This window comes from Halobacillus alkaliphilus (assembly GCF_900113125.1).
GTDB classification, from domain to species: Bacteria; Bacillota; Bacilli; order Bacillales; family Halobacillaceae; genus Halobacillus; species Halobacillus alkaliphilus.
The window spans coordinates 36,438-59,009 of sequence record NZ_FOOG01000023.1 but is presented as its reverse complement, the minus strand read 5'-3'; the positions used below and the strand labels follow the sequence as shown (position 1 = coordinate 59,009).

Here is a 22,572-nt window from a genome sequence, read left to right as displayed (position 1 = left end):
CTCACCCGTCCGCCGCTCGTTCCACAAGCTTCACCCCCGAAGGGGATCCGCTTGCTTCCCGCGCTCGACTTGCATGTATTAGGCACGCCGCCAGCGTTCGTCCTGAGCCAGGATCAAACTCTCCATAAAAGTTGAGATTGATTAGCTCTTTGCACACCGAATGTGCTTGTTTGAATTCCTTCTATAATGAAAGAATATCTTGACGTACTGGTTGGTTCGTTCAGTTTTCAAAGATCAAAAGTTTTGGTTGGCCGCTTCAAAACAGCGACTTAATAATCATATCATTGTGACTCGTTTAAGTCAACAACTTTTTTAAATGATTTTTTGTTTGCCGTTTTCGGTTTGCTTTATGTTCGCTCGCCTTTCCCGACAACGATTAATAATATACCATGGATTAAAAATAGAATGCAATACTTTTAAAGGATTTTTTTATCTTTTTTTAAAATCCTCTTTGTATTCCTCTATATATAGGAGTTTAAGAAAACTAAAAAGCTCAGGGTAGTCCCTGAACTTTAGCGTAAGTTTAGTTCTCTTTTTTCTTTTTCGGCATGTATTGCAGACATTCTTCCCGGGAGCCAAACCTCCTGAATATTTGAAATAAAACATCATACCGTTCTTCCATAGCTCTTTTAATCCCGGAGTCTATTCGGTGGTCTCCTAGATCAAATGTGATTTCTTCCATTTCTCTTTTTAAAAGATATTCCATTTCACGTTGTTCTTGATCATTGATTATTATTCCGTGCATAGCCAGAACCTCCCTGATAACCAATCTTTTTATATTTTTACCCCAATTTCATTGTTTTTAGCATAGGTTGTCCTTTTTTTCATATGTATAGAACATATTGGAAGGAAGGAGTTGCAGAAACTTTGAGCTTTTACACGTGGAAAGTGGAACGGTTAAAGCGATATGGCGTTGTAGTAGTACTAGCACTATTTTGTGCGTTATTTCTTTGGTTAGGTCAATGGAGCCAACTTCCTGTTTTCTCTAATAATGGCGAACCTCGAGCATTAACCCAGGGGAGTGAGGAATTATCGTTTGTCGCTTTGACTTTTAATATTAGCTGGGGAAGCGACAAAGTGTATGAAATCTTAGAGCAGCTGGAATCGCACCAGGCCCAGGCCACTTTTTTTGTTAGCGGTGAGTGGGCCGAACGCCACCCCGATATTGTTACAGCTATCCAGGAAGGAAAGCATGAAATAGGAATGATGGGATATGAATATGAAAGCTATTTAGAACTCAAACCTGAACAAGTACGTTCAGATTTGAGTAAAGCTCAGGAAGCTTTTGAAAAACTGGGATTTGAAGAAATTAAATGGATCCGGCCTCCTCATGGACATATGGATAAAGAGGTGCTGAAGCTGATTGAAAATGAAGGCATGCAGGCTGTGCAGTGGAGTCTCAACCCTAGAGATTGGGAAAATCCCGGAACAAACGCCATCATTGACCAAGTTTTAAACGAGGGTGAAAAAGGAGATATTATTTTATTACACGCTTCAGATTCTGTTAAGCAGACACCAAAAGCTTTGGAAGTCATTCTTCCTGGGTTGAAACAAAAAGGGTTAAAATTTGTCAGCATATCCGAACTGGTAAGCGGCGGTGAATCGGAAACTACTCAAATTAATTAAAAATCAGCCACTGTGAGTCCACAGTGGCTGATTAATTTAAGCAGCGTTTTCCTTGTTATTTGTCAGGCGATGAAGAACTAGAAGCTGATAAGCATTACAAGCAAGGAGTGGAATAATCATCATCCATATATAGTCACTTCCCTGTGCTCTCAAAGCAGGAACCCATTCTACCGTGGTAACAACTACCATAAAAAACAGAGCTGGAATAAAAGCATAAGACTTCGTCTCCTTTGCCTTTATGAATGCTACCACCAGGGATATAGCTAAGATTCCCAGCGCTGTTAGTAAATATACTCCGATTGAACCTTCTTCAGCCGCTTGATAACGGAAATAAACGAGATCAAATAATGTAAAGGCAATTAAAAATAGTTGTAGTGCAGGCCAAAAAGATCTGAATAAGCCTTTTCCAAACTGATTAACCGTTAGATAAGCAAAAAAGCCCATCTGACTAATGACGCTGAATATAAATCCAAGGCCGGAAAAGAATAATATTAAACCCACTAATTCAAATAATTGAAATGGCTGAAGAACTTCGACATAAGAATCTTGTTTAAATATAAAACTGGTTACAAGGGTTAAAACTCCGCCAAGCAGCAGCGTCGTTAAAAATAACCTCACCCATTTACGACTATTCACGCATGTTCCCCCTAAATGCAAAAAAGATTTTCCTACGTATTTTATCATGAAGCGCGGCTTTTTTCCTCCTGCCGTATAAAATTTGTCGAAACGCGAATAGTAAGACCAAGGAGAACAAAAGAAAGGGGACATCCTATCATGTCCAAAATACGCTTTTTATGTCCCGTCATTATTCTTGTTTTCCTGGCAGCTTGTAACGGCAGCTCAGGAGCAAGCCAACAGGCGGATTATGATACAACGAAAAAAATGATTGTGGATATATTGAAAACCGATGAAGGTAAAAATGCCCTCACGGAAGTTCTCTCTGATGAAAAAATGCAGCAATCCATGACTCTTGAATCCGAAGTAGTGGCCCAATCGGTCAGCGACACCTTAGTGTCTGAAAAAGGAAAAGAGTTTTGGAGTAAGCTGTTTGCTGATCCTACATTCGTACAAGGTTTTAGCAAAACCTTGGAAGAACAAGAAAAGGATCTAATGAAAGGTTTAATGAAAGACCCTGAATACCAGAAACTCTTAATTGAGATATACAAGAATCCTGAAATGATGGATCAAATGGTTACGGTTATGCAGGGACAGAAATTCCGTGAACATCTTGAGAAGACAATCCAGGAGACATTAAATAGCCCTGTGGTTCAAGCCAAGATGAGTGAAACGATGTTAAAGGCTGCAGAAAAAATGAAAACCGGTGAAGGTTCTTCTTCCGGAGGAGAAGGCCAGCAAGGTGGAAGTGAAGAACAATCCGGCAGCGGCAGCCAGGAACAGGGTGGCGAATCTTCTCAGTAAAAATCACGCGTTTCCCTTTATTTAAGGGAAACGCGTGATTTCTTATTTAATACTTATCGATAATTTTAGCAGCAATATTCCGGTAGCTTAACCCAATTGGGTGATCGGATTGGTAAACGGAAGGAGCAAAGACATCTTCATCTTCGTACGGCTGCTGTAGAGGAATATGACCGAGCACGCCGGTTTGCAGTGTCTCAGCAAGCTTCGTTCCTCCTCCGCGTCCAAAGACAAATTCTTTATTTCCTGTTTCCTTACTTTCAAAGTAAGCCATATTCTCGATAACTCCCAAGATTTCATGCTCTGTCTTCAAAGCCATCTGCCCAGCTCGTGCAGCTACAAAGGCCGCAGTTGGGTGAGGAGTCGTCACAATAATTTCCTTAGACGAAGGAAGCATGGAGTGAACATCCAAAGCTACATCCCCTGTTCCTGGCGGTAAATCAAGAAGTAGATAGTCAAGGTCGCCCCACTCCACTTCTTTAAAGAAGCTGGTCAGCATCTTGCCAAGCATAGGACCTCTCCAAATGATCGGAGAGTTATCTTCCACGAAGAAGCCCATGGAAACGACTTTTACTCCGAATCGCTCAACAGGGATAATCTTTTCCCCGCGTACAACCGGGCGCTCTTCCACACCCATCATATCCGGAACACTGAAGCCATAGATATCAGCGTCAATGATTCCTACTTTTTTACCTAATCGCGTAAGTGCTACTGCCAAGTTGACCGTAACTGTTGATTTACCAACGCCGCCTTTACCGCTGGCAATGGTAAGGAATTTTGTATTGGAGCCGCCATCCAGTAACGATTCTTCCTGCTGACTTTCTGCTTCCGGTTGAAATTTATTGATTACGTCTTCTGGAAGCTGGTCAAACCGGAGCCCTACAGTAGCTGCTCCGCCACTCTTCAGTGCATTCACTATAGTCTGTTGAAGTTCCATTTGTTCTGCCGTGTTTGTCTTTGCAATCAAGACCTTAACACTTACATGGTTTTTTTCTTCTTTAATTGATATATCTTCAATCCCACCGGTTTCTTCTAACGTTTTATGTAAAAACGGATCTTCGATTGGATGAAGGATTTCGAGTACTTTTTCTTGTGTTAACAAAGCCGTTCACCATCCTTAGAAATGTTCAATAATGCTAGTATAACATATCTGAAACGCTTTCTAAGTAATATGCTTACAATCCATTTTCAGAAGAATATTCTCTCTCTGTCACATAGCGAAGTACACCCTGGTAAATGGAGGCGGCCATTTTTCTTTGATATTCCTCCGACTTTAGCAGCTCCCGTTCTTCTCCGTTCGAGAGAAAACCGGCTTCCACCAGTGCACCTGGTGCCTCTACATGTTTAAGAAGATAAATGGATGTCAAATCCATGGCCTGCCGGTCGGTGTTTTCAAGATTTGTTCTAATTTCAGATTGAATGAATTTAGCCAGATGTTCACTTTGGGGGTTGTTTGAATTAAAGAAAGTCTGAGCTCCTCTCCATTTAGGAGATGGAATAGCGTTTAAATGAATGCTTAAATAAAAATCCGCTTCTTTTTCTTTAATGTACTGGACTCTGTTCCGAATATCTTCTGATTTCCGTCTTGATAAACTTCCGGCATTTTCAGAAGCGAGATCCTTATCTTCGTTTCTGGTTAAATACACAAGCGCCCCTGCTTCTTGCAGATAATCACGTAAGTACTCACTCATACGAAGCGTGATCTCTTTCTCCTGTGTACCATCTGTTCCTTCTGCACCACCGTCCAGCCCTCCATGTCCCGGATCAAGAACAATAATCTTTCCCGATAAAGGAGATGACCACATAGTCCAGGCGTCTTTTGCTTCCTGCAGTGGATAAGATACAAGGCAGACAAGTATAATTATTCCCACTAACCATAAGGGGGTCTTCATTTTACGGATCATTATTCCACACTCCTTACACTCCCTAATTCACTATATGGGACAAGAGTGAAGAATATGAACAGGTGAAATGTCATACCTTTTAGAAACCAAAAAACCCTCCGGCCGGATAGGCCAGAGGGTTTGATAAAAAGATATTAACGCTTGGAGAACTGTGGAGCACGACGAGCACCTTTAAGACCGTATTTCTTACGCTCTTTCATACGTGCGTCACGCGTTAGCAATCCTGCGCGTTTTAGTGGTGTACGGTATTCTGGATCTGCTTCTAACAAAGCACGAGCGATACCGTGACGGATTGCACCAGCTTGTCCAGTGAATCCTCCACCGTCTACGTTTACATAAACATCATAGTTACCTTCTGTTTCTGTAACAGCTAGAGGCTGTTTCAGAATCATGCGAAGAGTTTCATATGGAAAGAAGTCTTCAGCATCACGTTTGTTGACTACTACACGACCAGTTCCTGGAACAAGACGTACACGAGCAGTTGATTTCTTACGACGTCCAGTACCGGAGTATTGTACTTGTGCCACTCTTGATTACCTCCTTTTATTATCCGCGAAGTTCGTAAACTTCTGGTTGTTGTGCTTCATGCTTGTGTTCGTTACCAGCATAAACATGAAGTTTTTTGCCCATCTTACGTCCAAGGCTTCCTTTTGGCAGCATACCTTTAACAGCAAGTTCTAGCATTTGCTCTGGGTATTTATTACGCATTTCGTTAGCTGTACGGGCCTTCAAACCACCTGGGTGGTTTGAATGACGATAGTAGATCTTGTCATTGATTTTGTTGCCAGTCAGTTGAATCTCTCCAGCGTTGATGATGATTACATGATCACCTGTATCAACATGGGGAGTGTACGTTGGTTTATTTTTACCGCGAAGGATCGCAGCAACTTCGCTTGATAAACGGCCAAGTGTCTGCCCTGCAGCATCCACAACATACCATTTACGTTCCACGTTGTTTTCATTTGCCATGAAAGTTGTGCGCATGTCGGTTTCCCTCCTGAATTGTTAATTTTTACAAAGCTTCGTTTATTTATCTCAAATACGATTAGTTTCCGGGGCTAATCGTGGTATAGAAATAAAATGCCATAGAATATAATATAACACTCTTATTACTAATGTCAAGAGAATACACACCAGGAATCGTTGTTATTATAAAAAAATTACTATCCGCCCTTATTCATAATCGACCTTCCATAAGAAAAGTCCATGAGGAGGAGCCGTATTTCCTGCGAATTCACGATTCTCTTTCTCAATAATAAACGGAATATCTGCTGGTTCTCTTTCGTGATGCCCTACTTCAAGCAATGTGCCTACAATGATTCTCACCATATTATACAAGAAACCTGAACCTTTGAATTGAAAGATAAGTTCTTCACCCCTCTGGGCAACAGAAGCCTGATGAATGGTGCGTACTTTGCTGCCTTTCACATCTGACTTTGGTGAACAAAAAGAAGTAAAGTCATGCTCCCCTTCTATATACCGGCAAGCATCTTTCATAGCCGGGACATCCAATTCTTTTCTAATATGATAATAGTAGTGGCGCTTAAAAATATTGGGTTCTTTAGAATTCCAAATGAAATAGCGGTATTCTTTTCCAGTGGTATCATAGCGAGCATGAAAATCACTGCTTACTGGTTCCGCTTTTGTTACCGTGATGTCTGCAGGAAGCATAGTAGCCAGAGCACGCTTCCAATTCTCCATTGGAAGCGTCAGCTCGGTATCAAAATGAATGACTTGTCCGATCGCATGCACCCCGGAGTCCGTTCGCCCCGAAGCTATTACTTTTATTCTCCGGCCCTTATGCATTTTAGTAAGAACTTTTTCTAACTCCTCCTGTACGGTGTTTCCATTTAGTTGAACTTGATACCCCGCGTAGTTGGTACCGTCATATTGAATGATACATCGTATTCGCTGCAAAACGTGTTCCTCCATTTAACTTCTGGTTAAGAAAAGCCCGATCACTAATAAAATGAACAAAATATATAAATAGACATCTGTTTTACCTAAGTGAAGTTCTCTTAATTTTGTCCGGCCTTCACCGCCTTGATACCCTCGCGCTTCCATGGCCATAGCAAGCTCCTCAGCTCTTTTGAAAGCACTGACAAATAAAGGTACCAAAAGAGGGATTACAGCCTTCACACGGTCCTTAAATGAGCCTGTGCGGAAATCTACTCCCCGGGAAGCCTGTGCCTTTGATATTTTCTCTGTTTCTTGCATAAGAGTAGGAATAAATCTTAGAGAAATAGACATCATTAAGGCCAGTTCGTGTACAGGAAAGTTAACTTTTTTCAAGGGACCTAAAAGCTCTTCTATCGCATCAGTAATTTCAATAGGTGTAGTCGTAAATGTTAAAAGGGACGTCACCATGATTAATAGAAAGAATCGAAGGGATATCGCAGCTCCCTGAATAAGACCCTCTTCATATATCTCCCACCCTAATATACTGACCAATACTTCTCCCTGTTTGGTTACTATAAGGTGAAGAAGAAAAGTGAAAATCACCAAAAACCATACGGGTTTTAAGCCCTTCATAATATAACTGAGCGGGATACGGGAAGTAGCAGCACTACCGATAGCAAATAAAGCAAGAAGTCCATAGCTCATAACAGAATTAGCAAAAAACACAATGATGACAAAGAAAAAAATAATTGCAATTTTAGACCTTGGATCCAGCCGGTGAACAAAAGAATCACCAGGGATATACTGACCGATGATCATTGAATTACTCATACACCCGGTCCCCTTTCACTATACGGGTTAATTCCTTTGCTAATTCTGCTATGCTCTGACCCGTGTATTCAAGTTCCACTCCGAGCTGATCCCTGACTTTTGTTACAAACTGTATAACCTCAGGAACATCAAGCTGCACATCTTCAAGCGCTTGTTGTTGTTTAAAGATCTCCAAAGGAGCACTTTCCATATAAACTTTCCCCTGATTGAGAATCACAATATGATCTGCATAAGCAAGTGCATCTTCCATGCTGTGAGTGACAAGAATCGTAGTGAGTTGTTTATCTTTATGCAGTCGATGGAACATATCCATAATTTCTTTCTGGCCATTAGGATCCAGACCTGCAGTTGGCTCATCAAGCACAAGGACTTGTGGATTCATAGCAAGAACTCCCGAAATAGCTACCCGACGCATTTGACCTCCACTTAGATCAAAAGGAGATCGTTCAAGGAGATCCTCATGAATTTGAGTTGCTTTTACGGCTTCTCGTGTTCTTCGGTGGATTTCTTCTTGCGGCACCCCAAAATTCTGAGGACCAAATGCAATATCCTTTGCTACGGTTTCTTCGAATAACTGGTGCTCCGGGTACTGAAAAACAACCCCTACTTGTTCACGGAGCTTTCTAAGCTGCTTGTTTTTTTCATTAGCCTTAAGGTGGTACTCTCCAACTTTTACCTCACCACTAGTCGGTTGAAGCAATCCATTCAAATGCTGGATAAGAGTCGATTTACCTGATCCTGTATGACCTATTACAGCTACGTAGGAACCGGAGTTGATCCTAAAGGAGACCTCATCCAACGCTCGGTGCTCAAACGGGGTATTAGGTTGATAGGTATAACTTACCTTGTCGAATGAAATGTCCATAATTCCTCCAGTAACTCCTGGTGATTCAGTGGCTCACGTGTTAGAGGCAGACCAGCGTCCTTTAATTCATCTGCCAGTTTGCTTACAAAAGGAGTATCTAAGCCAATTTCAATTAATTGTTCCTTCTTAGCGAAGAGTTCTCTTGGAGTACCTTCCATCCAAATCTCTCCCTTGTTCATTACAATCACCCTGTCCGCCTGTGTAACTTCTAATAAATCATGAGTAATAGTGATGAGAGAAAGATCCCGCGCGGATTGCACTTCTCGAATGGTTTCCATAATTTCTTTTCGACCTTTAGGATCAAGCATCGCAGTTGCTTCATCCAAAATAATATATTGGGGCGATACGGCTAGAACACTGGCAATGGCAACCCTTTGTTTTTGCCCTCCAGAAAGCCGATGAGGTTCATGGCGTTCATAACCATTCATCCCAACGGCTTCTAAGCTCTCTGTAATACGTTCTAACATTAAGTCTCTTGCCATACCGTGATTCTCCATACCAAAAGCCACGTCATCTCTAACAGTAGTACCAACAAATTGGTTGTCCGGATTCTGAAAAACCATTCCTACTTTCCTCCGTATATCCCATACAGTAGAAGCGGTTACGGGCTGTCCGTCTACTAGGATTTCCCCTTCTTGAGGAAATAACAAACCATTCATTAACTTAGCAATGGTAGATTTCCCAGAGCCGTTATGACCAATCATCGCTACCCATTCATTATTATAAATCGTAAAACTTACGTCTTTCAGAACCCACGGCATATCTTCCTGGTACCGAAATGAAACATTTCTAAACTCGATCTGAGTGTTCCCCATTCAATTCTCCTCCACTCATCTGACTATTTCCCAGGAAATACGACATATTTCAGGATTTCAGACTTTTGCTTACATCCATAACATATTTTTGAGACCTTCAGGCCAAAGTATATATAGTATTTTTGACAAATAAAAAAAGGGCTGGATTCAACCTCACGATGAGATTCATTCCTGCCCTTTTATACCAGTGGTAGTCATTAAACTAATTCAATGATCGCCATTTTAGCTCCATCACCTTTACGCTCGCCTAGCTTAAGCACGCGAGTGTAACCACCTTGACGGTCCTCATAGCGTGGGCCAATGTCAGAGAATAGCTTTTGTAAAGCTGTTTGATCTCCTTCTTCATCAGCGTCAGCCTTATAGAGGAATGACTCAGCTTGACGACGGGCATGAAGATCGCCGCGTTTACCTAGAGTAATCATTTTTTCTACTACAGAACGAAGCTCTTTTGCTTTAGCTTCTGTTGTTTCTAAACGCTCATGAATGATCAAGTCGGTCGCTAAATTGCGAAGAAGCGCCATACGTTGATCAGTTGTACGTCCTAGTTTTCTAGCCATTGATAATCCCTCCCTTACCGTTAACTCTGTGATGCTCTATTAATCAGTCTTCTTTTCTTAAACCTAGTCCAAGTTCATCCAACTTGTACTTCACTTCTTCAAGTGACTTGCGTCCAAGGTTTCGGACTTTCATCATATCTTCTTCCGATTTATTCGCAAGTTCCTGTACTGTATTGATACCAGCACGCTTCAAGCAGTTGTATGAACGAACGGAAAGATCAAGCTCTTCAATCGTCATCTCGAGAACTTTCTCTTTTTGGTCCTCTTCTTTCTCAACCATGATTTCAGCTTTTTGAGCTTCATCAGTTAAGCCGACAAAGATATTGAGGTGTTCCATATAGATCTTAGCTCCAAGAGAAATGGCTTCTTCGGGACGAATGCTTCCGTCTGTCCACACGTCCAAAGTAAGTTTATCGAAGTTTGAAGTTTGACCAATTCTTGTATTTTCAACTTGATACGTTACGCGGGATACTGGCGTAAAGATTGAATCAACCGGGATCACGCCAATTGGCAGGTCCTCATGGTTGTTTCCTTCTGCAGGTCGATATCCTCGACCACGTTCCGCTGTAATACGCATGCGAAGATTAGCTGTGCTATCTAATGTGGCGATATGAAGATCCGGGTTAAGAACTTCAACATCACTATCATGCGTAATATCTGCAGCTGTGACTTTTCCTTCACCCTGAACATCAATCTCTAAAGTCTTTTCTTCGTCAGAATAAACTTTCAAAGCTAGTTTCTTCAGATTCAAAATGACAGTGGTTACATCTTCTACGACACCATCAATAGTCGAGAATTCGTGAAGAACACCCTCAATTTGAACTGATGTTACAGCAGAGCCAGGAAGTGAGGATAATAGGATACGACGCAAGGAGTTACCTAGAGTTGTACCATACCCACGCTCAAGCGGTTCTACGACGAACTTACCAAAAGTGGACTCATCGCTGATCTCAACCGTTTCAATTTTTGGCTTTTCAATTTCGATCATTTACACTAAACCCTCCTTCAAAACGTCGAAACCCCGGTTAGACCTCTAGTCTAACCGAAATTCCTCAGGTAGGCAGTTCCGATACAAAGACAACTGCTTTTTTCACTGTCTACATGCGATTGATTTAAAAACCTATCATAACCCATTATAGACAGGGTGACAAATTCTATTCAGAACTATTATACGCGACGACGTTTTGGTGGACGGCAACCATTGTGTGGAACTGGAGTCACGTCACGGATTGCCGTGATATCAAGACCTGCTGCTTGTAGTGAACGGATCGCTGCTTCACGACCTGCACCAGGGCCTTTAACTGTAACTTCTAGAGTTTTCATACCGTTGTCCATAGCATCTTTCGCTGCAGCTTCTGAAGCCATTTGAGCAGCAAATGGAGTAGATTTACGGGATCCTTTGAAACCTAGGGAACCTGCACTGCTCCAGCTGATGACGTTTCCTTGAACATCAGTGATCGTAACGATTGTGTTGTTGAATGTAGAGCGGATGTGTGCCATTCCCGACTCTATATTCTTTTTCGCCTTACGTTTACGAGTACGTGTGTGTCCTTTACGTGCCATAAGGTTAGCTTACCTCCTTTATCTTTCGTTTATTTACGCTTGTTGGCCACTGTACGACGTGGGCCTTTACGTGTACGAGAGTTGTTTTTTGTCTTTTGTCCACGAAGCGGAAGCCCGCGGCGGTGACGGATTCCACGGTAAGAACCGATCTCAATCAAACGTTTAATGTTTAGAGAGTTCTCACGGCGAAGATCACCTTCAACGTTTTGGTTATCAACTGCTTTACGAATCTTAGCAAGTTCGTCTTCTGTAAGATCGCGAACACGAGTGTTCTCTGAAACGCCGGCTTCAGCCAGAATCTCAGCAGCTAGTGATTTACCAACACCATATATATAAGTTAATGAAACGACGATGCGCTTATCGCGCGGAACGTCTACACCTGCTATACGTGCCATGTGCTACGTACACCTCCTTCAGATTAACCTTGTTTTTGTTTATGCTTAGGGTTTTCACAGATTACCATGACTTTACCTTTTCGTTTGATGACTTTGCATTTTTCGCAAATTGGTTTTACAGAAGGCCTTACCTTCATCATCCATACCTCCTTTAAGATCGGAGTTTTTATTTATAACGGTACGTAATACGTCCTTTAGTTAAATCATACGGGGAAAGCTCAACCGTCACTTTGTCCCCTGGTAGAATTCGAATGAAGTGCATGCGAATTTTACCAGAAACGTGCGCTAATACGGTATGACCGTTCTCGAGTTCAACCTTAAACTGTGCATTTGGTAAGGTTTCAACGATTGTCCCCTCTACTTCAATTACATCGTCTTTCGCCATCGAGTTGATCTCCCTTCTTCAAATCAGTCACTGCTTCATTGACATATTTTGATACGGCAAATCGAAGCTTGCCATTTGTGACACGACCAGTTTCTAGAAGGCTGTTCTGGACTTCCGGAGAGATGAAATCCATAAGCTCAATATGCTGCAAATTCTTTTTCTTTGGTCGATCATACTTACGTTTCTCTCCGTCGGCAAGCAGCACAAAGCGGCCATCCAGTACATCGATAACTACCGCATACTGTCCTGCCTCACGCCCCTGCACAATACGAACAATTTGACCTATTCGTGGACTCGACTCAGATTCGTTCAAACACGATCACCTTCATTTAGGATTTTGTTAATACTTCGTAACCCTCTTCTGTAATCGCGATGGTGTGTTCAAAATGCGCACACATTTTACCATCTTTTGTGACCACAGTCCAACGATCCGGCAGGGTCTTCACATAACGTGTCCCCGCGTTCACCATTGGTTCTACAGCCAATACCATTCCAGGCTTAAGCCGAGGACCTTTATTCGGTGGACCATAATGAGGGATCTGGGGATCCTCATGAAGCTCCTTACCTACTCCGTGTCCTACATACTCACGTACAATCGAATATCCTTTCGATTCAGCATAGCTTTGAATGGCATGGGATATATTTGAAAGGCGCTCACCTGGGTTTGCTTCATCAAGTCCTTTGAACAATGATGTCTCTATCACTTTTAGCAAATCCAATGTTTTATCATCTACAGTACCGACTGGATAAGTCCAGGCGGAGTCACCATGATAACCTTGGTATTTAGCACCAATATCAATACTGATAATATCTCCTTCATCCAATACCCGATCACCAGGTATTCCATGGACGAGCTCTTCATTGACCGATGTGCAAATACTACCACGGAATCCATTATAACCTTTAAAAGATGGGATTGCATCCATACTGCGTATGAAATCATCAGCAATCTTATCCAATTCGCCAGTTGTAACGCCTGGCTGGATATTTCGTTCCAACTCCTGGTGCGTTAAGGCGACTATTCTGCCAGCTTCACGCATAATATCTAATTCCCGTGGTGTTTTACAACTAATCATTTAGACAGGTCTCCAAGTACTTCATCAATGTTTTTGAATACGTCGTTGATATCCTTATCCCCTTCAAAAGATACTAAATATCCTTTGTCACGGTAGAAGTCCAGAAGTGGCTGTTGTTGTTCCACATTCACTTCAAGGCGCTTCCTTACAGTTTCCGGCTGATCGTCTTCTCGTTGAATCAACTCAGAGCCATCATGGTCGCATTTTCCTTCCTCTTTTGGAGGATTGAATACTACATGATAAGTGGCACCGCAAGTCGGGCAGATGCGTCGTCCAGTCAGACGCTCGATGAGTTGGTCTTTTGGAACATCAATATGAAGCACATGATCTAACGTGTCATCCATATCGCTTAACAAATTTTCAAGGGCGTCAGCTTGAGCAATGGTTCTTGGAAAGCCATCCAGAAGGAAGCCTTCCTTACAATCCGGTTTGCTCAGACGCTCGCGAACGATTCCGATTGTAACTTCATCCGGAACCAATTCGCCTTTGTCCATATATGATTTTGCTTCCTTACCTAGCGCTGTTCCTTCTTTGATAGCTAAACGGAACATATCTCCAGTTGAGATATGAGGGATGTTATATTTTTCGACTATCTTCTCTGCCTGTGTGCCTTTACCAGCACCAGGAAGACCCATCAGAATTAAGTTCAACGTGTTCCCCTCGCTCTCATTATTCATTAGTTCTTCACTAATTATTTAATAAAACCTTTATAGTGACGTTTTACAAGCTGACTCTCCAGCTGTTTCATCATTTCCAGAGCAACCCCAACAACGATGAGTAAGCTGGTTCCGCCAATTTGAACGGTTGGCGGCAGTTGTGCCACAGAACCTAAGATGATCGGCAGGATTGAGACTGCTGCCAGGAAGATAGATCCTACAAACGTTAACCGGTACATCACTCGCGTCAAATACGTTTCTGTATTTGCACCAGGACGTATACCCGGGATATACCCGCCTTGCTTCTTCAAGTTCTCTGCCATTTGTTCTGGGTTAACCTGGACAAATGTATAGAAATAAGTGAAGGCAATGATCAACGCTACATAGATTATCATTCCAGGCCAATTCTGGTAATCAAAGATATATTGAATAACAGATGCTATTTCACTATTTTCGAAGAATCCAGCTACTGTTCTAGGCGCGATAATAAAGGATATCGCGAAGATTACCGGAATTACTCCCGCAGCATTAACCTTGATTGGCAAATGTGTTGAATGTCCTCCAACAGGAGAACGGTTTACCAAGCGCTTGGCATACTGGATAGGAATTTTACGCAGTGCCTGCTGGATGAAAATAACTCCAACTACAACGGCCACTATAACAAGTGCGATTAACGCAATGATCACAAGATTGATAAACAGCTGATCTCCTGCACCGGAGATATACTGATCATACAACTGGTTAACACCGGTAGGAATCGCAGCTACAATACCCGCAAATATCAGAATGGAAATACCATTTCCGACGCCGTGGGATGTGATTTGTTCACCAAGCCACATTAGGAAAGCTGTTCCGCCTGTTAATACCAGAGCAATTACCAGGAATTTCGTAACGCCTGGATCTACGATCAATTGACCGCCTGCCAGGGCATTAAATCCGATTGACATTCCAATTGCCTGAATGAAAGCGAGAGCGATCGTTCCATAGCGGGTAAACTGAGCTAATTTTCGACGGCCAACTTCACCTTGCTTTTTCCATTCCGCAAACTTAGGGACAACATCCATCTGTAACAATTGCATGATGATTGAGGCTGTAATGTAAGGCATGATCCCCATGGCAAAGATGGAGAAATTCTGTAATGCCCCGCCTCCAAATGTGTTCAAAAAGCCGAAAGCGTTTTGTTCATCCATGAAGTTAATAGCATCTCTGTTTGTAAATGGAACAGGAATGAATGTCCCTAACCGGAATACGATCAACATAGCTAAAGTGAAAAAGATTTTCCGTCGAATATCACCCACGCGCATAAAATTGGAGATTGTACGGAACATTAAATCACCTCAGTTTGACCGCCCGCTGCTTCAATTGCTTCTTTCGCTGAAGCAGAGAACTTATGAGCTTTCACTGTAAGTTTTTTATCGATAGATCCTTTACCAAGAACTTTAATTCCGGATTTTTGGTTGCTTACCGCACCAGAATCAAGCATTAGTTCAGGAGTAACCTCTGTTCCCTCTTCAAAACGGTTAAGAGCATCAAGGTTGATAATCGCAAATTCCTTACGGTGTACGTTAGTGAAACCACGTTTTGGAAGACGCTGGAATAATGGCATTTGTCCACCTTCGAAGCCTGGACGAGTCTTGCTTCCAGAGCGCTGACCCTGTCCTTTGTGGCCACGACCAGATGTTTTACCATTTCCAGAAGCCATTCCACGACCTACACGATTACGTTCTTTACGAGCGCCTTTTGCCGCTTTTAGTTCATGCAGTTTCATGCGAGCACCTCCTTATTTCTTTTCTAGTTAAACTTCTTTAATCGATACAAGGTGAGATACCTTATTAGCCATACCTCGGATCGCTGGGTTATCTTCAAGTACGACAGTTTGGCGGATCTTATTCAGACCCAGCGCCTTGACAGTAGAGCGTTGATCCTTCGGTCTACTAATAACACTGCGCGTGAGGGTAATTTCTAATTGTTTTTTAGCCATTATATTTCCCTCCTTATCCTACAGTTCTTCTACGGACTTCCCACGAAGTCTTGCAACGTCTTCTGCGCGCTTAAGCTCGCTAAGTCCAGTAAGTGTTGCACGCACCATGTTAATTGGTGTGTTAGAACCTAGTGACTTAGAAAGGATGTCTTGAACACCTGCAAGCTCAAGTACCGCACGGACAGGTCCACCTGCGATGACTCCAGTACCTTCAGCAGCTGGTTTCATCAAGATGCTTCCTGCACCGAAACGTCCAGTGATCTCGTGTGGAATAGTCGTATCTTTAATTGGTACTGTAATTAGGTTTTTCTTAGCATCATCAATTGCCTTTTTGATAGCTTCTGGTACTTCTTGAGCTTTCCCTGTACCAAAACCTACATGACCATTTTTATCTCCTACAACAACCAATGCAGCAAAACGGAAACGGCGTCCGCCTTTTACAACTTTTGCAACACGATTGATTGTTACTACGCGTTCTTCAAGATCTAATTTATTAGGGTCAATTTTGTTATTCATTTATGTCCCTCCTTTAACGATTAAAATTGTAGGCCGGCTTCACGCGCGGCTTCTGCTAGAGCTTTCACACGTCCATGGTACAAGTAACCTCCGCGGTCAAATACTACGGCTTCATAACCGTTATCAACCGCACGCTTCGCAAGCAATTCGCCGACTCTTTGAGCAGCTTCTACGTTACCTGTTACGTCTAGATCAAAGCCGTTTTCCATAGTAGATGCGCTCGCTACAGTTACTTGGCTCTCGTCATTGATTAATTGAGCATAAATGTGTTTGTTAGAGCGATATACGTTCAAACGCGGACGTTCAGCTGTTCCGAAAACATTCTTACGAACGCGTGCATGACGCTTTTTACGAACGACATTCTTATCTGCCTTTGTGATCATCTGGGTCACTCCTTTCTATACATTACCTACGAATCTTACTTAGCTGTTTTACCTTCTTTACTGCGTACACGCTCACCCTGGTAACGAATACCTTTACCTTTATAAGGTTCTGGTGGACGAATCGCACGAATTTTAGCAGCAACAGCTCCGACTAATTCTTTGTCGATACCTTTGATGGTTAACTTCGTGTTGGTAGGGACTTCAATTTCAATACCTTCGCGGCTAGGGACCTCAACAGGGTGGGAATAGCCAGCGTTAATAACGACTTTTTCCCCCTGCTTTTGAGCACGATAACCTACACCAATAATTTCAAGGGATTTTTCGTATCCTTTGGAAACACCTTCAACCATGTTAGCGATCAGGCTGCGGGTAGTACCGTGAAGAGCACGATGTTCTTTGTGGTCACTAGGACGCTCTACTGTAAGAACATTATCTTCAATCTTCACTGTCATGTCCTTGTGGAAAGTACGAGTCAATTCGCCTTTTGGACCTTTTACTGTGATTGTATTGTTATCCTGATTGATTTCTACACCTTCAGGAATTTCTAATGTTTTTAAACCTACGCGAGACATATTTTTGCACCTCCTGTCTTATCTGAGTTTTCTACCAGATATAAGCTAGGACTTCGCCACCGATGGCTTGTTCACGAGCTTCTTTATCTGTTAATACACCTTTTGAAGTAGATACTACGGCTATACCAAGTCCATTAAGAACTTTTGGAAGCTCTTCAGCTTTTGCGTAAACACGTAGTCCTGGTTTACTGATACGTTTTAGACCGCTGATTACACGTTCGTTGCTTTGTCCGTACTTAAGGAAGATGCGAAGAACGCCTTGTTTACTGTCTTCAACATATTCATAATCACGTACAAAACCTTCACGTTTTAGAATGTCAGCAATCTCTTTCTTTAAGTTGGAAGCTGGGAGCTCAAGCTTCTCGTGACGTACCATGTTAGCGTTACGAATACGCGTAAGCATATCTGCAATTGGATCTGTCATTGTCATAACTCATTTACCTCCTTCCCTGTCTCGGGTTTACCAGCTGGCTTTTTTGACACCAGGGATTTGTCCTTTATATGCAAGTTCACGGAAACAAATACGGCAAAGCTTAAACTTACGAAGTACAGAGTGAGGACGTCCGCAACGTTCACAGCGTGTGTACTCACGTACTTGATACTTCTGGTTACGCTTCTGTTTCGCGACCATTGATTTTTTAGCCACTATTTTCCCTCCTTATGGTTAGATCGTTATTTCTGAAACGGCATACCGAATTGAGTCAATAGCTCACGAGCTTCTTCGTCAGAATCAGCTGTAGTAACGATAACGATGTCCATACCACGCACTTTATTTACTTTATCGTAATTAATTTCTGGGAAAATTAATTGTTCTTTAACGCCAAGTGTGTAGTTTCCACGTCCGTCAAAAGCTTTTTTAGAAATACCACGGAAGTCACGCACACGTGGTAGAGATACTGAGATAAGCTTTTGGAAGAATTCATACATACGCTCTCCGCGAAGGGTAACTTTCGCACCGATAGGCATACCTTCACGTAGACGGAAACCTGCGATTGATTTCTTAGCTTTCGTAATGACAGGCTTCTGACCTGAAATTAATGTTAATTCTTCTACTGCTGTATCCAGAGCTTTTGCGTTCTGAACAGCATCACCAACACCCATGTTGATAACGATTTTCTCGACTTTAGGCGTCTGCATAACTGACTCATATTCAAATTTGTTCATCAAAGATGGAACAATTTCTTCTTGATATTGTTTTTGTAGTTCGTTCATCGTGTGGCCCTCCTTTCCTATCCGGATTATTTATCTAGTGCTTCACCAGATTTTTTCGCGATACGAACCTTCTTGCCGTCCTCGACTTTGTATCCAACACGGGTTGGTTCGCCAGTCTTAGGATCGATCGGCAATACGTTAGAAACGTGGATAGGTGCTTCCTGTGTCAGGATTCCACCTTGTGGGTTTTCTTGAGATGGTTTAGCGTGTTTTTTAACTTCGTTAACACCTTCAACAAGAACACGTTCCTTTTTAGGATAAGCTTCAAGGATCGTTCCTTGTTTGCCTTTATCCTTACCAGTAATAACCATTACTTTGTCACCTTTTTTTACGTGCATACTTCGCGCACCTCCTTACCAAGGCATTTCGTTCATACATTATAATACTTCTGGAGCTAGAGATACGATCTTCATGAATTTAGCTTCACGAAGTTCACGAGCTACCGGTCCAAAGATACGAGTACCGCGTGGTCCTTTATCATCACGAACGATTACTGCTGCGTTTTCATCGAAACGAATGTAAGAACCATCTTTACGGCGCATACCGCTTTTAGAACGTACGATAACTGCTTTCACTACCTCACCTTTTTTAACAACGCCCCCTGGTGTTGCTTGTTTCACAGTTGCGGTGATAATGTCACCGATATTTGCTGTTTTACGACCAGATCCGCCCAAAACTTTAATCGTTTGGATTTCACGGGCACCAGAGTTGTCTGCAACTTTTAAACGAGACTCCTGTTGAATCATACCATGTAACCTCCCTTCGGATTAACTCCGAGCGAACTTTAATTAGATAATTACGGACTCTTCTACGACTTCTAGCAGGCGGAAACGTTTCGTTGCTGAAAGCGGACGAGTTTCCATAATACGGACAACATCTCCATTTTTAGCCTGGTTGTTTTCGTCATGAGTCTTGAATTTTTTAGAATACTTTACGCGTTTGCCATAAAGTTTGTGGAATTTGTAAGTTTCAACTAAGACAGTGATGGTTTTATCCATTTTGTCAGATACGACACGGCCAGTGTAAACTTTACGATTGTTACGTTCAGTCATGTGAGGGTGACCTCCTCTCATCTATTAGTTATTTACGCCTAGCTCACGTTCGCGAGCAACAGTTTTCATACGTGCAATGGACTTGCGAACTTCACGAATACGAGCAGTGTTCTCAAGTTGACCTGTTGCCAGCTGAAAGCGCAGGTTAAAAAGTTCTTCTTTTAGAGACTTAACTTTTTGTTCAATTTCGGCAGTGGTTAATTCGCGGATTTCATTAGCCTTCATTGATTTCACCACCAATTTCTTCACGTTTTACAAATTTAGTACGAATCGGAAGTTTGTGAGATGCAAGGCGAAGTGCTTCGCGCGCCACCTCTTCAGAAACTCCTGCGATTTCAAACATGATTTTCCCTGGTTTCACTACGGCTACGAAACCTTCTGGAGCACCTTTACCAGAACCCATACGAACTTCTAGGGGTTTAGCAGTATAAGGCTTGTCAGGGAAGATTTTGATCCATACTTTACCGCCACGTTTCATATAACGAGTCATCGCAATACGCGATGCCTCGATTTGGCGGGCTGTGATCCACGCTGGGTCGATAGCTTGCAAACCATACTCTCCGAATGATACTTCAGTACCACCTTTTGCACGGCCTTTTAAGCTAGTACGGTGTTGTTTACGATATTTAACACGTTTTGGCATTAACATAATGCTTTTCCCCCTTCCTTACTTGTCTGTTTTAGTTGGAAGGACTTCTCCACGGTAGATCCACACTTTAACACCAAGTTTTCCGTAAGTGGTGTCTGCTTCTGCAGTTCCATAATCGATGTCTGCACGAAGTGTGTGTAGTGGTACTGTTCCTTCACTGTAATATTCTGCACGAGCGATATCCGCGCCACCTAGACGACCAGATACTTGGGTACGAATACCTTTAGCTCCTGCACGCATAGCGCGTTGAAGTGTTTGTTTTTGAGCACGACGGAAAGAAACACGGTTTTCTAACTGACGAGCGATATTGTCGGCTACAAGTGTAGCATCCAAATCAGGCTTTTTAACTTCCACAATGTTAATGTGAACGCGTTTGCCGGTCAAGTCGTTGAGAGCTTTACGAAGCGCTTCAACTTCAGAGCCGCCTTTACCGATAACCATACCTGGTTTCGCCGTGTGTACGGTGATGTTTACGCGGTTAGCTGCACGTTCAATTTCAACAGTAGAAATAGCAGCGTCTTTTAGACGTTTTTCAACAAATTCACGAATCTTAATATCTTCATGTAACAAGTCTGCGTAGTCTTTGCCAGCGTACCATTTGGATTCCCAATCACGGATGACGCCGATACGAAGACCTACTGGATTAATTTTTTGACCCACTGATTATCCCTCCTTTTTTTCTGATACAACCACTGTGATGTGGCTGGTACGTTTATTAATTTGGCTTGCACGTCCCATAGCACGTGGGCGGAAACGTTTAAGAGTTACACCTTCATTAACAAACGCTTCGGAAACATATAAATTCTCCGGATCCATTTCATAATTGTGTTCTGCATTTGCAATCGCAGAGTTAAGAAGTTTCTCAACTACTGGAGATGCGCCGCGCTGTTTTAAATTCAATGTCGCGAGCGCTTCACCTACCTCTTTCCCCCGAATCAGATCAATGACTAATCGGGCTTTGCGAGGAGCGATGCGAACGGTTTTAGCAACTGCTTTAGCTTGCATTAGAGTGCCTCCTCTCTACTTAGCGTTTTGTTTTCTTGTCATCGCCAGAGTGTCCCTTGAACGTACGGGTTGGCGCGAATTCACCTAGCTTATGTCCGACCATATCTTCTGTCACATAAACTGGTACGTGTTTACGTCCGTCATAAACGGCAATTGTGTGTCCGACAAAGTTAGGGAAGATGGTAGAACGACGAGACCATGTCTTCACCACTTGGTGTTTACTGTCTTCGTTCAACTTCTCAACTTTTTTCATCAAATGATCATCTACAAAAGGTCCCTTTTTCAGGCTGCGGCCCATGAATAAACCTCCCTTCGCAATTGAAAGACGGGTATTATCGCCCGCCCGACAATTCCGTTATTTTTTACCTCTTCTACGAACGATATATTTATCAGACTGCTTGTTGCGTTTTCTTGTCTTGTACCCAAGAGTTGGTTTACCCCATGGAGTAACAGGAGAAGGCATACCGATTGGCGCACGGCCTTCACCACCACCGTGTGGGTGATCACTAGGGTTCATAACAGAACCACGTACGGTTGGGCGCTTGCCTTGCCAGCGGGAACGTCCAGCTTTACCAACACTGATTAGTTCGTGTTCCAGGTTACCAACTTGACCGATTGTTGCACGGCAAGTGCTTAGTACGAGGCGAACTTCACCAGAAGTTAAGCGAACAAGCGTGTATTTTTCTTCACGACCTAGAATTTGAGCAGATGCGCCTGCAGAACGTACAAGCTGTCCACCGCGTCCAGGTTTAAGTTCTACGTTGTGAATGATTGTACCTACAGGAATATCTTTCAATGCAAGAGAGTTACCAGGTTTGATATCTGCACCTACACCAGAAATGATTTCCGTGCCTACCTTCACTCCTTTTGGAGCCAGGATATAACGCTTCTCTCCATCAACGTAGTTGATTAGCGCAATGTTAGCGGAGCGGTTTGGATCGTATTCAATCGTAGCAACGCGTCCAGGTATTCCATCTTTATCACGTTTAAAGTCGATGATACGGTATTGACGCTTGTGACCTCCGCCTTGATGACGAACTGTCAGCTTACCTTGGTTGTTACGTCCACCACGTTTGTGAAGTGGAGTGACAAGGGAGCGTTCAGGTTTGTCAGTGGTAATTTCAGCGAAATCAGATACTGACATGTGTCTGCGACCATTAGTAATTGGTCGGAACTTTTTAATCGCCATCTTTTTTCCCTCCTTTTTAATTAAG

38 protein-coding genes, 1 rRNA gene and 1 pseudogene are annotated in these 22,572 nt (G+C 42.6%); 2 read left to right on the top strand and 38 right to left on the bottom strand.

The window, feature by feature from the left end:
• Together BMZ06_RS12895 and BMZ06_RS12890 are read right to left on the bottom strand one after the other, a co-directional pair.
• Window positions 1-129: ribosomal RNA gene (locus BMZ06_RS12895) — 16S ribosomal RNA — on the bottom strand; the annotation flags it as partial.
• A 394-nt stretch (window positions 130-523) separates the two neighbouring features.
• Window positions 524-745: a hypothetical protein gene (locus BMZ06_RS12890; protein ID WP_089752402.1), complete on the bottom strand. Its 222-nt coding sequence runs from the start codon at window positions 743-745 to the stop codon at window positions 524-526.
• 122 nt (window positions 746-867) lie between these two features.
• On the opposite strand from BMZ06_RS12890, the gene pdaB reads away from it, so the two are divergent.
• Window positions 868-1,626, top strand: a complete 759-nt coding sequence (gene pdaB / locus BMZ06_RS12885) for a polysaccharide deacetylase family sporulation protein PdaB (protein WP_089752401.1) — start codon at window positions 868-870, stop codon at window positions 1,624-1,626.
• 36 nt (window positions 1,627-1,662) lie between these two features.
• On the opposite strand, the gene BMZ06_RS12880 is transcribed toward pdaB, so the two are convergent.
• On the bottom strand, window positions 1,663-2,262 hold the full coding sequence (locus BMZ06_RS12880; protein ID WP_089752400.1) for a KinB-signaling pathway activation protein: 600 nt from the start codon (window positions 2,260-2,262) through the stop codon (window positions 1,663-1,665).
• Window positions 2,263-2,400: 138 nt separating this feature from the next.
• Between BMZ06_RS12880 and gerD the strand changes: the two genes are divergently transcribed.
• Window positions 2,401-3,045, top strand: coding sequence for a spore germination lipoprotein GerD (gene gerD / locus BMZ06_RS12875; protein ID WP_089752399.1), 645 nt, complete (start codon window positions 2,401-2,403; stop codon window positions 3,043-3,045).
• Between the two features lie 46 nt (window positions 3,046-3,091).
• On the opposite strand, the gene BMZ06_RS12870 is transcribed toward gerD, so the two are convergent.
• The 35 genes and pseudogenes from BMZ06_RS12870 to rplB form a co-directional block, all read right to left on the bottom strand.
• The gene (locus tag BMZ06_RS12870; protein WP_014641458.1) at window positions 3,092-4,144 is read right to left on the bottom strand and encodes an Mrp/NBP35 family ATP-binding protein; all 1,053 of its coding nucleotides are present in this window, start codon (window positions 4,142-4,144) and stop codon (window positions 3,092-3,094) included.
• Window positions 4,145-4,217: 73 nt separating this feature from the next.
• Entirely contained in the window at window positions 4,218-4,946 is a 729-nt protein-coding gene (gene cwlD / locus BMZ06_RS12865) for an N-acetylmuramoyl-L-alanine amidase CwlD (protein ID WP_089752398.1), read from the bottom strand.
• Window positions 4,947-5,080: 134 nt separating this feature from the next.
• Window positions 5,081-5,473 (bottom strand): 30S ribosomal protein S9, encoded by a 393-nt coding sequence (rpsI, locus tag BMZ06_RS12860; protein ID WP_014641454.1) that lies wholly within the window; start codon window positions 5,471-5,473, stop codon window positions 5,081-5,083.
• 19 nt (window positions 5,474-5,492) lie between these two features.
• Complete coding sequence (gene rplM, locus BMZ06_RS12855; protein WP_089752397.1) at window positions 5,493-5,930, bottom strand: 50S ribosomal protein L13; 438 nt, start codon at window positions 5,928-5,930, stop codon at window positions 5,493-5,495.
• A gap of 189 nt (window positions 5,931-6,119) precedes the next feature.
• Window positions 6,120-6,863, bottom strand: a complete 744-nt coding sequence (gene truA, locus BMZ06_RS12850) for a tRNA pseudouridine(38-40) synthase TruA (RefSeq protein ID WP_089752396.1) — start codon at window positions 6,861-6,863, stop codon at window positions 6,120-6,122.
• Window positions 6,864-6,878: 15 nt separating this feature from the next.
• Window positions 6,879-7,676 carry an energy-coupling factor transporter transmembrane component T family protein gene (locus BMZ06_RS12845; protein ID WP_089752395.1) on the bottom strand — a complete coding sequence of 266 codons (798 nt, stop codon included), beginning with the start codon at window positions 7,674-7,676 and terminating at the stop codon, window positions 6,879-6,881.
• On the bottom strand, window positions 7,669-8,541 hold the full coding sequence (locus tag BMZ06_RS12840) for an energy-coupling factor ABC transporter ATP-binding protein (protein WP_089752394.1): 873 nt from the start codon (window positions 8,539-8,541) through the stop codon (window positions 7,669-7,671). The genes BMZ06_RS12845 and BMZ06_RS12840 overlap by 8 nt, the downstream gene beginning before the upstream one ends.
• The gene (locus BMZ06_RS12835; protein ID WP_089752393.1) at window positions 8,517-9,356 is read right to left on the bottom strand and encodes an energy-coupling factor ABC transporter ATP-binding protein; all 840 of its coding nucleotides are present in this window, start codon (window positions 9,354-9,356) and stop codon (window positions 8,517-8,519) included. The genes BMZ06_RS12840 and BMZ06_RS12835 overlap by 25 nt, the downstream gene beginning before the upstream one ends.
• 197 nt (window positions 9,357-9,553) lie before the next feature.
• On the bottom strand, window positions 9,554-9,913 hold the full coding sequence (rplQ, locus tag BMZ06_RS12830; RefSeq protein ID WP_089752392.1) for a 50S ribosomal protein L17: 360 nt from the start codon (window positions 9,911-9,913) through the stop codon (window positions 9,554-9,556).
• A 43-nt stretch (window positions 9,914-9,956) separates the two neighbouring features.
• Window positions 9,957-10,901 carry a DNA-directed RNA polymerase subunit alpha gene (locus BMZ06_RS12825; protein WP_014641447.1) on the bottom strand — a complete coding sequence of 315 codons (945 nt, stop codon included), beginning with the start codon at window positions 10,899-10,901 and terminating at the stop codon, window positions 9,957-9,959.
• A gap of 179 nt (window positions 10,902-11,080) precedes the next feature.
• Window positions 11,081-11,476, bottom strand: a complete 396-nt coding sequence (gene rpsK, locus BMZ06_RS12820; RefSeq protein WP_089752391.1) for a 30S ribosomal protein S11 — start codon at window positions 11,474-11,476, stop codon at window positions 11,081-11,083.
• Between the two features lie 29 nt (window positions 11,477-11,505).
• On the bottom strand, window positions 11,506-11,871 hold the full coding sequence (gene rpsM / locus BMZ06_RS12815; protein ID WP_014641445.1) for a 30S ribosomal protein S13: 366 nt from the start codon (window positions 11,869-11,871) through the stop codon (window positions 11,506-11,508).
• 23 nt (window positions 11,872-11,894) lie between these two features.
• The gene (rpmJ, locus tag BMZ06_RS12810) at window positions 11,895-12,008 is read right to left on the bottom strand and encodes a 50S ribosomal protein L36 (protein ID WP_002509257.1); all 114 of its coding nucleotides are present in this window, start codon (window positions 12,006-12,008) and stop codon (window positions 11,895-11,897) included.
• A 29-nt stretch (window positions 12,009-12,037) separates the two neighbouring features.
• The gene (gene infA, locus BMZ06_RS12805) at window positions 12,038-12,256 is read right to left on the bottom strand and encodes a translation initiation factor IF-1 (RefSeq protein ID WP_035543089.1); all 219 of its coding nucleotides are present in this window, start codon (window positions 12,254-12,256) and stop codon (window positions 12,038-12,040) included.
• Window positions 12,234-12,569 (bottom strand): KOW domain-containing RNA-binding protein, encoded by a 336-nt coding sequence (locus BMZ06_RS12800; protein WP_014641443.1) that lies wholly within the window; start codon window positions 12,567-12,569, stop codon window positions 12,234-12,236. The genes infA and BMZ06_RS12800 overlap by 23 nt, the downstream gene beginning before the upstream one ends.
• A 16-nt stretch (window positions 12,570-12,585) precedes the next feature.
• On the bottom strand, window positions 12,586-13,332 hold the full coding sequence (map, locus tag BMZ06_RS12795) for a type I methionyl aminopeptidase (RefSeq protein ID WP_089752390.1): 747 nt from the start codon (window positions 13,330-13,332) through the stop codon (window positions 12,586-12,588).
• Window positions 13,329-13,982: an adenylate kinase gene (locus tag BMZ06_RS12790; protein WP_014641441.1), complete on the bottom strand. Its 654-nt coding sequence runs from the start codon at window positions 13,980-13,982 to the stop codon at window positions 13,329-13,331. The genes map and BMZ06_RS12790 overlap by 4 nt, the downstream gene beginning before the upstream one ends.
• Window positions 13,983-14,023: 41 nt before the next feature.
• Entirely contained in the window at window positions 14,024-15,316 is a 1,293-nt protein-coding gene (secY, locus tag BMZ06_RS12785; protein WP_089752389.1) for a preprotein translocase subunit SecY, read from the bottom strand.
• The gene (rplO, locus tag BMZ06_RS12780) at window positions 15,316-15,756 is read right to left on the bottom strand and encodes a 50S ribosomal protein L15 (RefSeq protein WP_089752388.1); all 441 of its coding nucleotides are present in this window, start codon (window positions 15,754-15,756) and stop codon (window positions 15,316-15,318) included. The genes secY and rplO overlap by 1 nt, the downstream gene beginning before the upstream one ends.
• Before the next feature lie 27 nt (window positions 15,757-15,783).
• Window positions 15,784-15,969: a 50S ribosomal protein L30 gene (gene rpmD / locus BMZ06_RS12775; RefSeq protein ID WP_014641438.1), complete on the bottom strand. Its 186-nt coding sequence runs from the start codon at window positions 15,967-15,969 to the stop codon at window positions 15,784-15,786.
• 18 nt (window positions 15,970-15,987) lie between these two features.
• Complete coding sequence (rpsE, locus tag BMZ06_RS12770) at window positions 15,988-16,485, bottom strand: 30S ribosomal protein S5 (protein WP_014641437.1); 498 nt, start codon at window positions 16,483-16,485, stop codon at window positions 15,988-15,990.
• A 20-nt stretch (window positions 16,486-16,505) separates the two neighbouring features.
• The gene (gene rplR, locus BMZ06_RS12765; protein WP_089752387.1) at window positions 16,506-16,868 is read right to left on the bottom strand and encodes a 50S ribosomal protein L18; all 363 of its coding nucleotides are present in this window, start codon (window positions 16,866-16,868) and stop codon (window positions 16,506-16,508) included.
• 35 nt (window positions 16,869-16,903) lie between these two features.
• Entirely contained in the window at window positions 16,904-17,440 is a 537-nt protein-coding gene (rplF, locus tag BMZ06_RS12760) for a 50S ribosomal protein L6 (protein WP_089752386.1), read from the bottom strand.
• Between the two features lie 31 nt (window positions 17,441-17,471).
• Complete coding sequence (gene rpsH, locus BMZ06_RS12755; RefSeq protein WP_089752385.1) at window positions 17,472-17,870, bottom strand: 30S ribosomal protein S8; 399 nt, start codon at window positions 17,868-17,870, stop codon at window positions 17,472-17,474.
• Between the two features lie 30 nt (window positions 17,871-17,900).
• Window positions 17,901-18,086, bottom strand: coding sequence for a type Z 30S ribosomal protein S14 (locus BMZ06_RS12750; protein WP_014641433.1), 186 nt, complete (start codon window positions 18,084-18,086; stop codon window positions 17,901-17,903).
• 26 nt (window positions 18,087-18,112) lie between these two features.
• A complete protein-coding gene (rplE, locus tag BMZ06_RS12745) occupies window positions 18,113-18,652 on the bottom strand; it encodes a 50S ribosomal protein L5 (RefSeq protein ID WP_014641432.1) in 540 nt (179 codons plus the stop codon).
• Window positions 18,653-18,678: 26 nt separating this feature from the next.
• Window positions 18,679-18,990 carry a 50S ribosomal protein L24 gene (gene rplX, locus BMZ06_RS12740; protein ID WP_089752384.1) on the bottom strand — a complete coding sequence of 104 codons (312 nt, stop codon included), beginning with the start codon at window positions 18,988-18,990 and terminating at the stop codon, window positions 18,679-18,681.
• Window positions 18,991-19,029: 39 nt separating this feature from the next.
• Complete coding sequence (gene rplN / locus BMZ06_RS12735) at window positions 19,030-19,398, bottom strand: 50S ribosomal protein L14 (protein WP_014641430.1); 369 nt, start codon at window positions 19,396-19,398, stop codon at window positions 19,030-19,032.
• Window positions 19,399-19,440: 42 nt separating this feature from the next.
• Entirely contained in the window at window positions 19,441-19,704 is a 264-nt protein-coding gene (gene rpsQ / locus BMZ06_RS12730) for a 30S ribosomal protein S17 (protein ID WP_089752383.1), read from the bottom strand.
• Between the two features lie 24 nt (window positions 19,705-19,728).
• Window positions 19,729-19,929 (bottom strand): 50S ribosomal protein L29, encoded by a 201-nt coding sequence (gene rpmC / locus BMZ06_RS12725; protein WP_008636054.1) that lies wholly within the window; start codon window positions 19,927-19,929, stop codon window positions 19,729-19,731.
• Window positions 19,919-20,353 (bottom strand): 50S ribosomal protein L16, encoded by a 435-nt coding sequence (gene rplP / locus BMZ06_RS12720; RefSeq protein WP_014641428.1) that lies wholly within the window; start codon window positions 20,351-20,353, stop codon window positions 19,919-19,921. The genes rpmC and rplP overlap by 11 nt, the downstream gene beginning before the upstream one ends.
• Window positions 20,347-21,013: pseudogene (rpsC, locus tag BMZ06_RS12715) on the bottom strand (30S ribosomal protein S3). The gene rplP and the pseudogene rpsC overlap by 7 nt, the downstream one beginning before the upstream one ends.
• Before the next feature lie 3 nt (window positions 21,014-21,016).
• On the bottom strand, window positions 21,017-21,358 hold the full coding sequence (gene rplV / locus BMZ06_RS12710) for a 50S ribosomal protein L22 (RefSeq protein ID WP_014641426.1): 342 nt from the start codon (window positions 21,356-21,358) through the stop codon (window positions 21,017-21,019).
• A gap of 19 nt (window positions 21,359-21,377) precedes the next feature.
• Window positions 21,378-21,656 carry a 30S ribosomal protein S19 gene (rpsS, locus tag BMZ06_RS12705; RefSeq protein WP_014641425.1) on the bottom strand — a complete coding sequence of 93 codons (279 nt, stop codon included), beginning with the start codon at window positions 21,654-21,656 and terminating at the stop codon, window positions 21,378-21,380.
• A 57-nt stretch (window positions 21,657-21,713) separates the two neighbouring features.
• Window positions 21,714-22,547, bottom strand: coding sequence for a 50S ribosomal protein L2 (rplB, locus tag BMZ06_RS12700; protein WP_014641424.1), 834 nt, complete (start codon window positions 22,545-22,547; stop codon window positions 21,714-21,716).
• Between the last annotated feature and the right edge of the window lie 25 nt (window positions 22,548-22,572).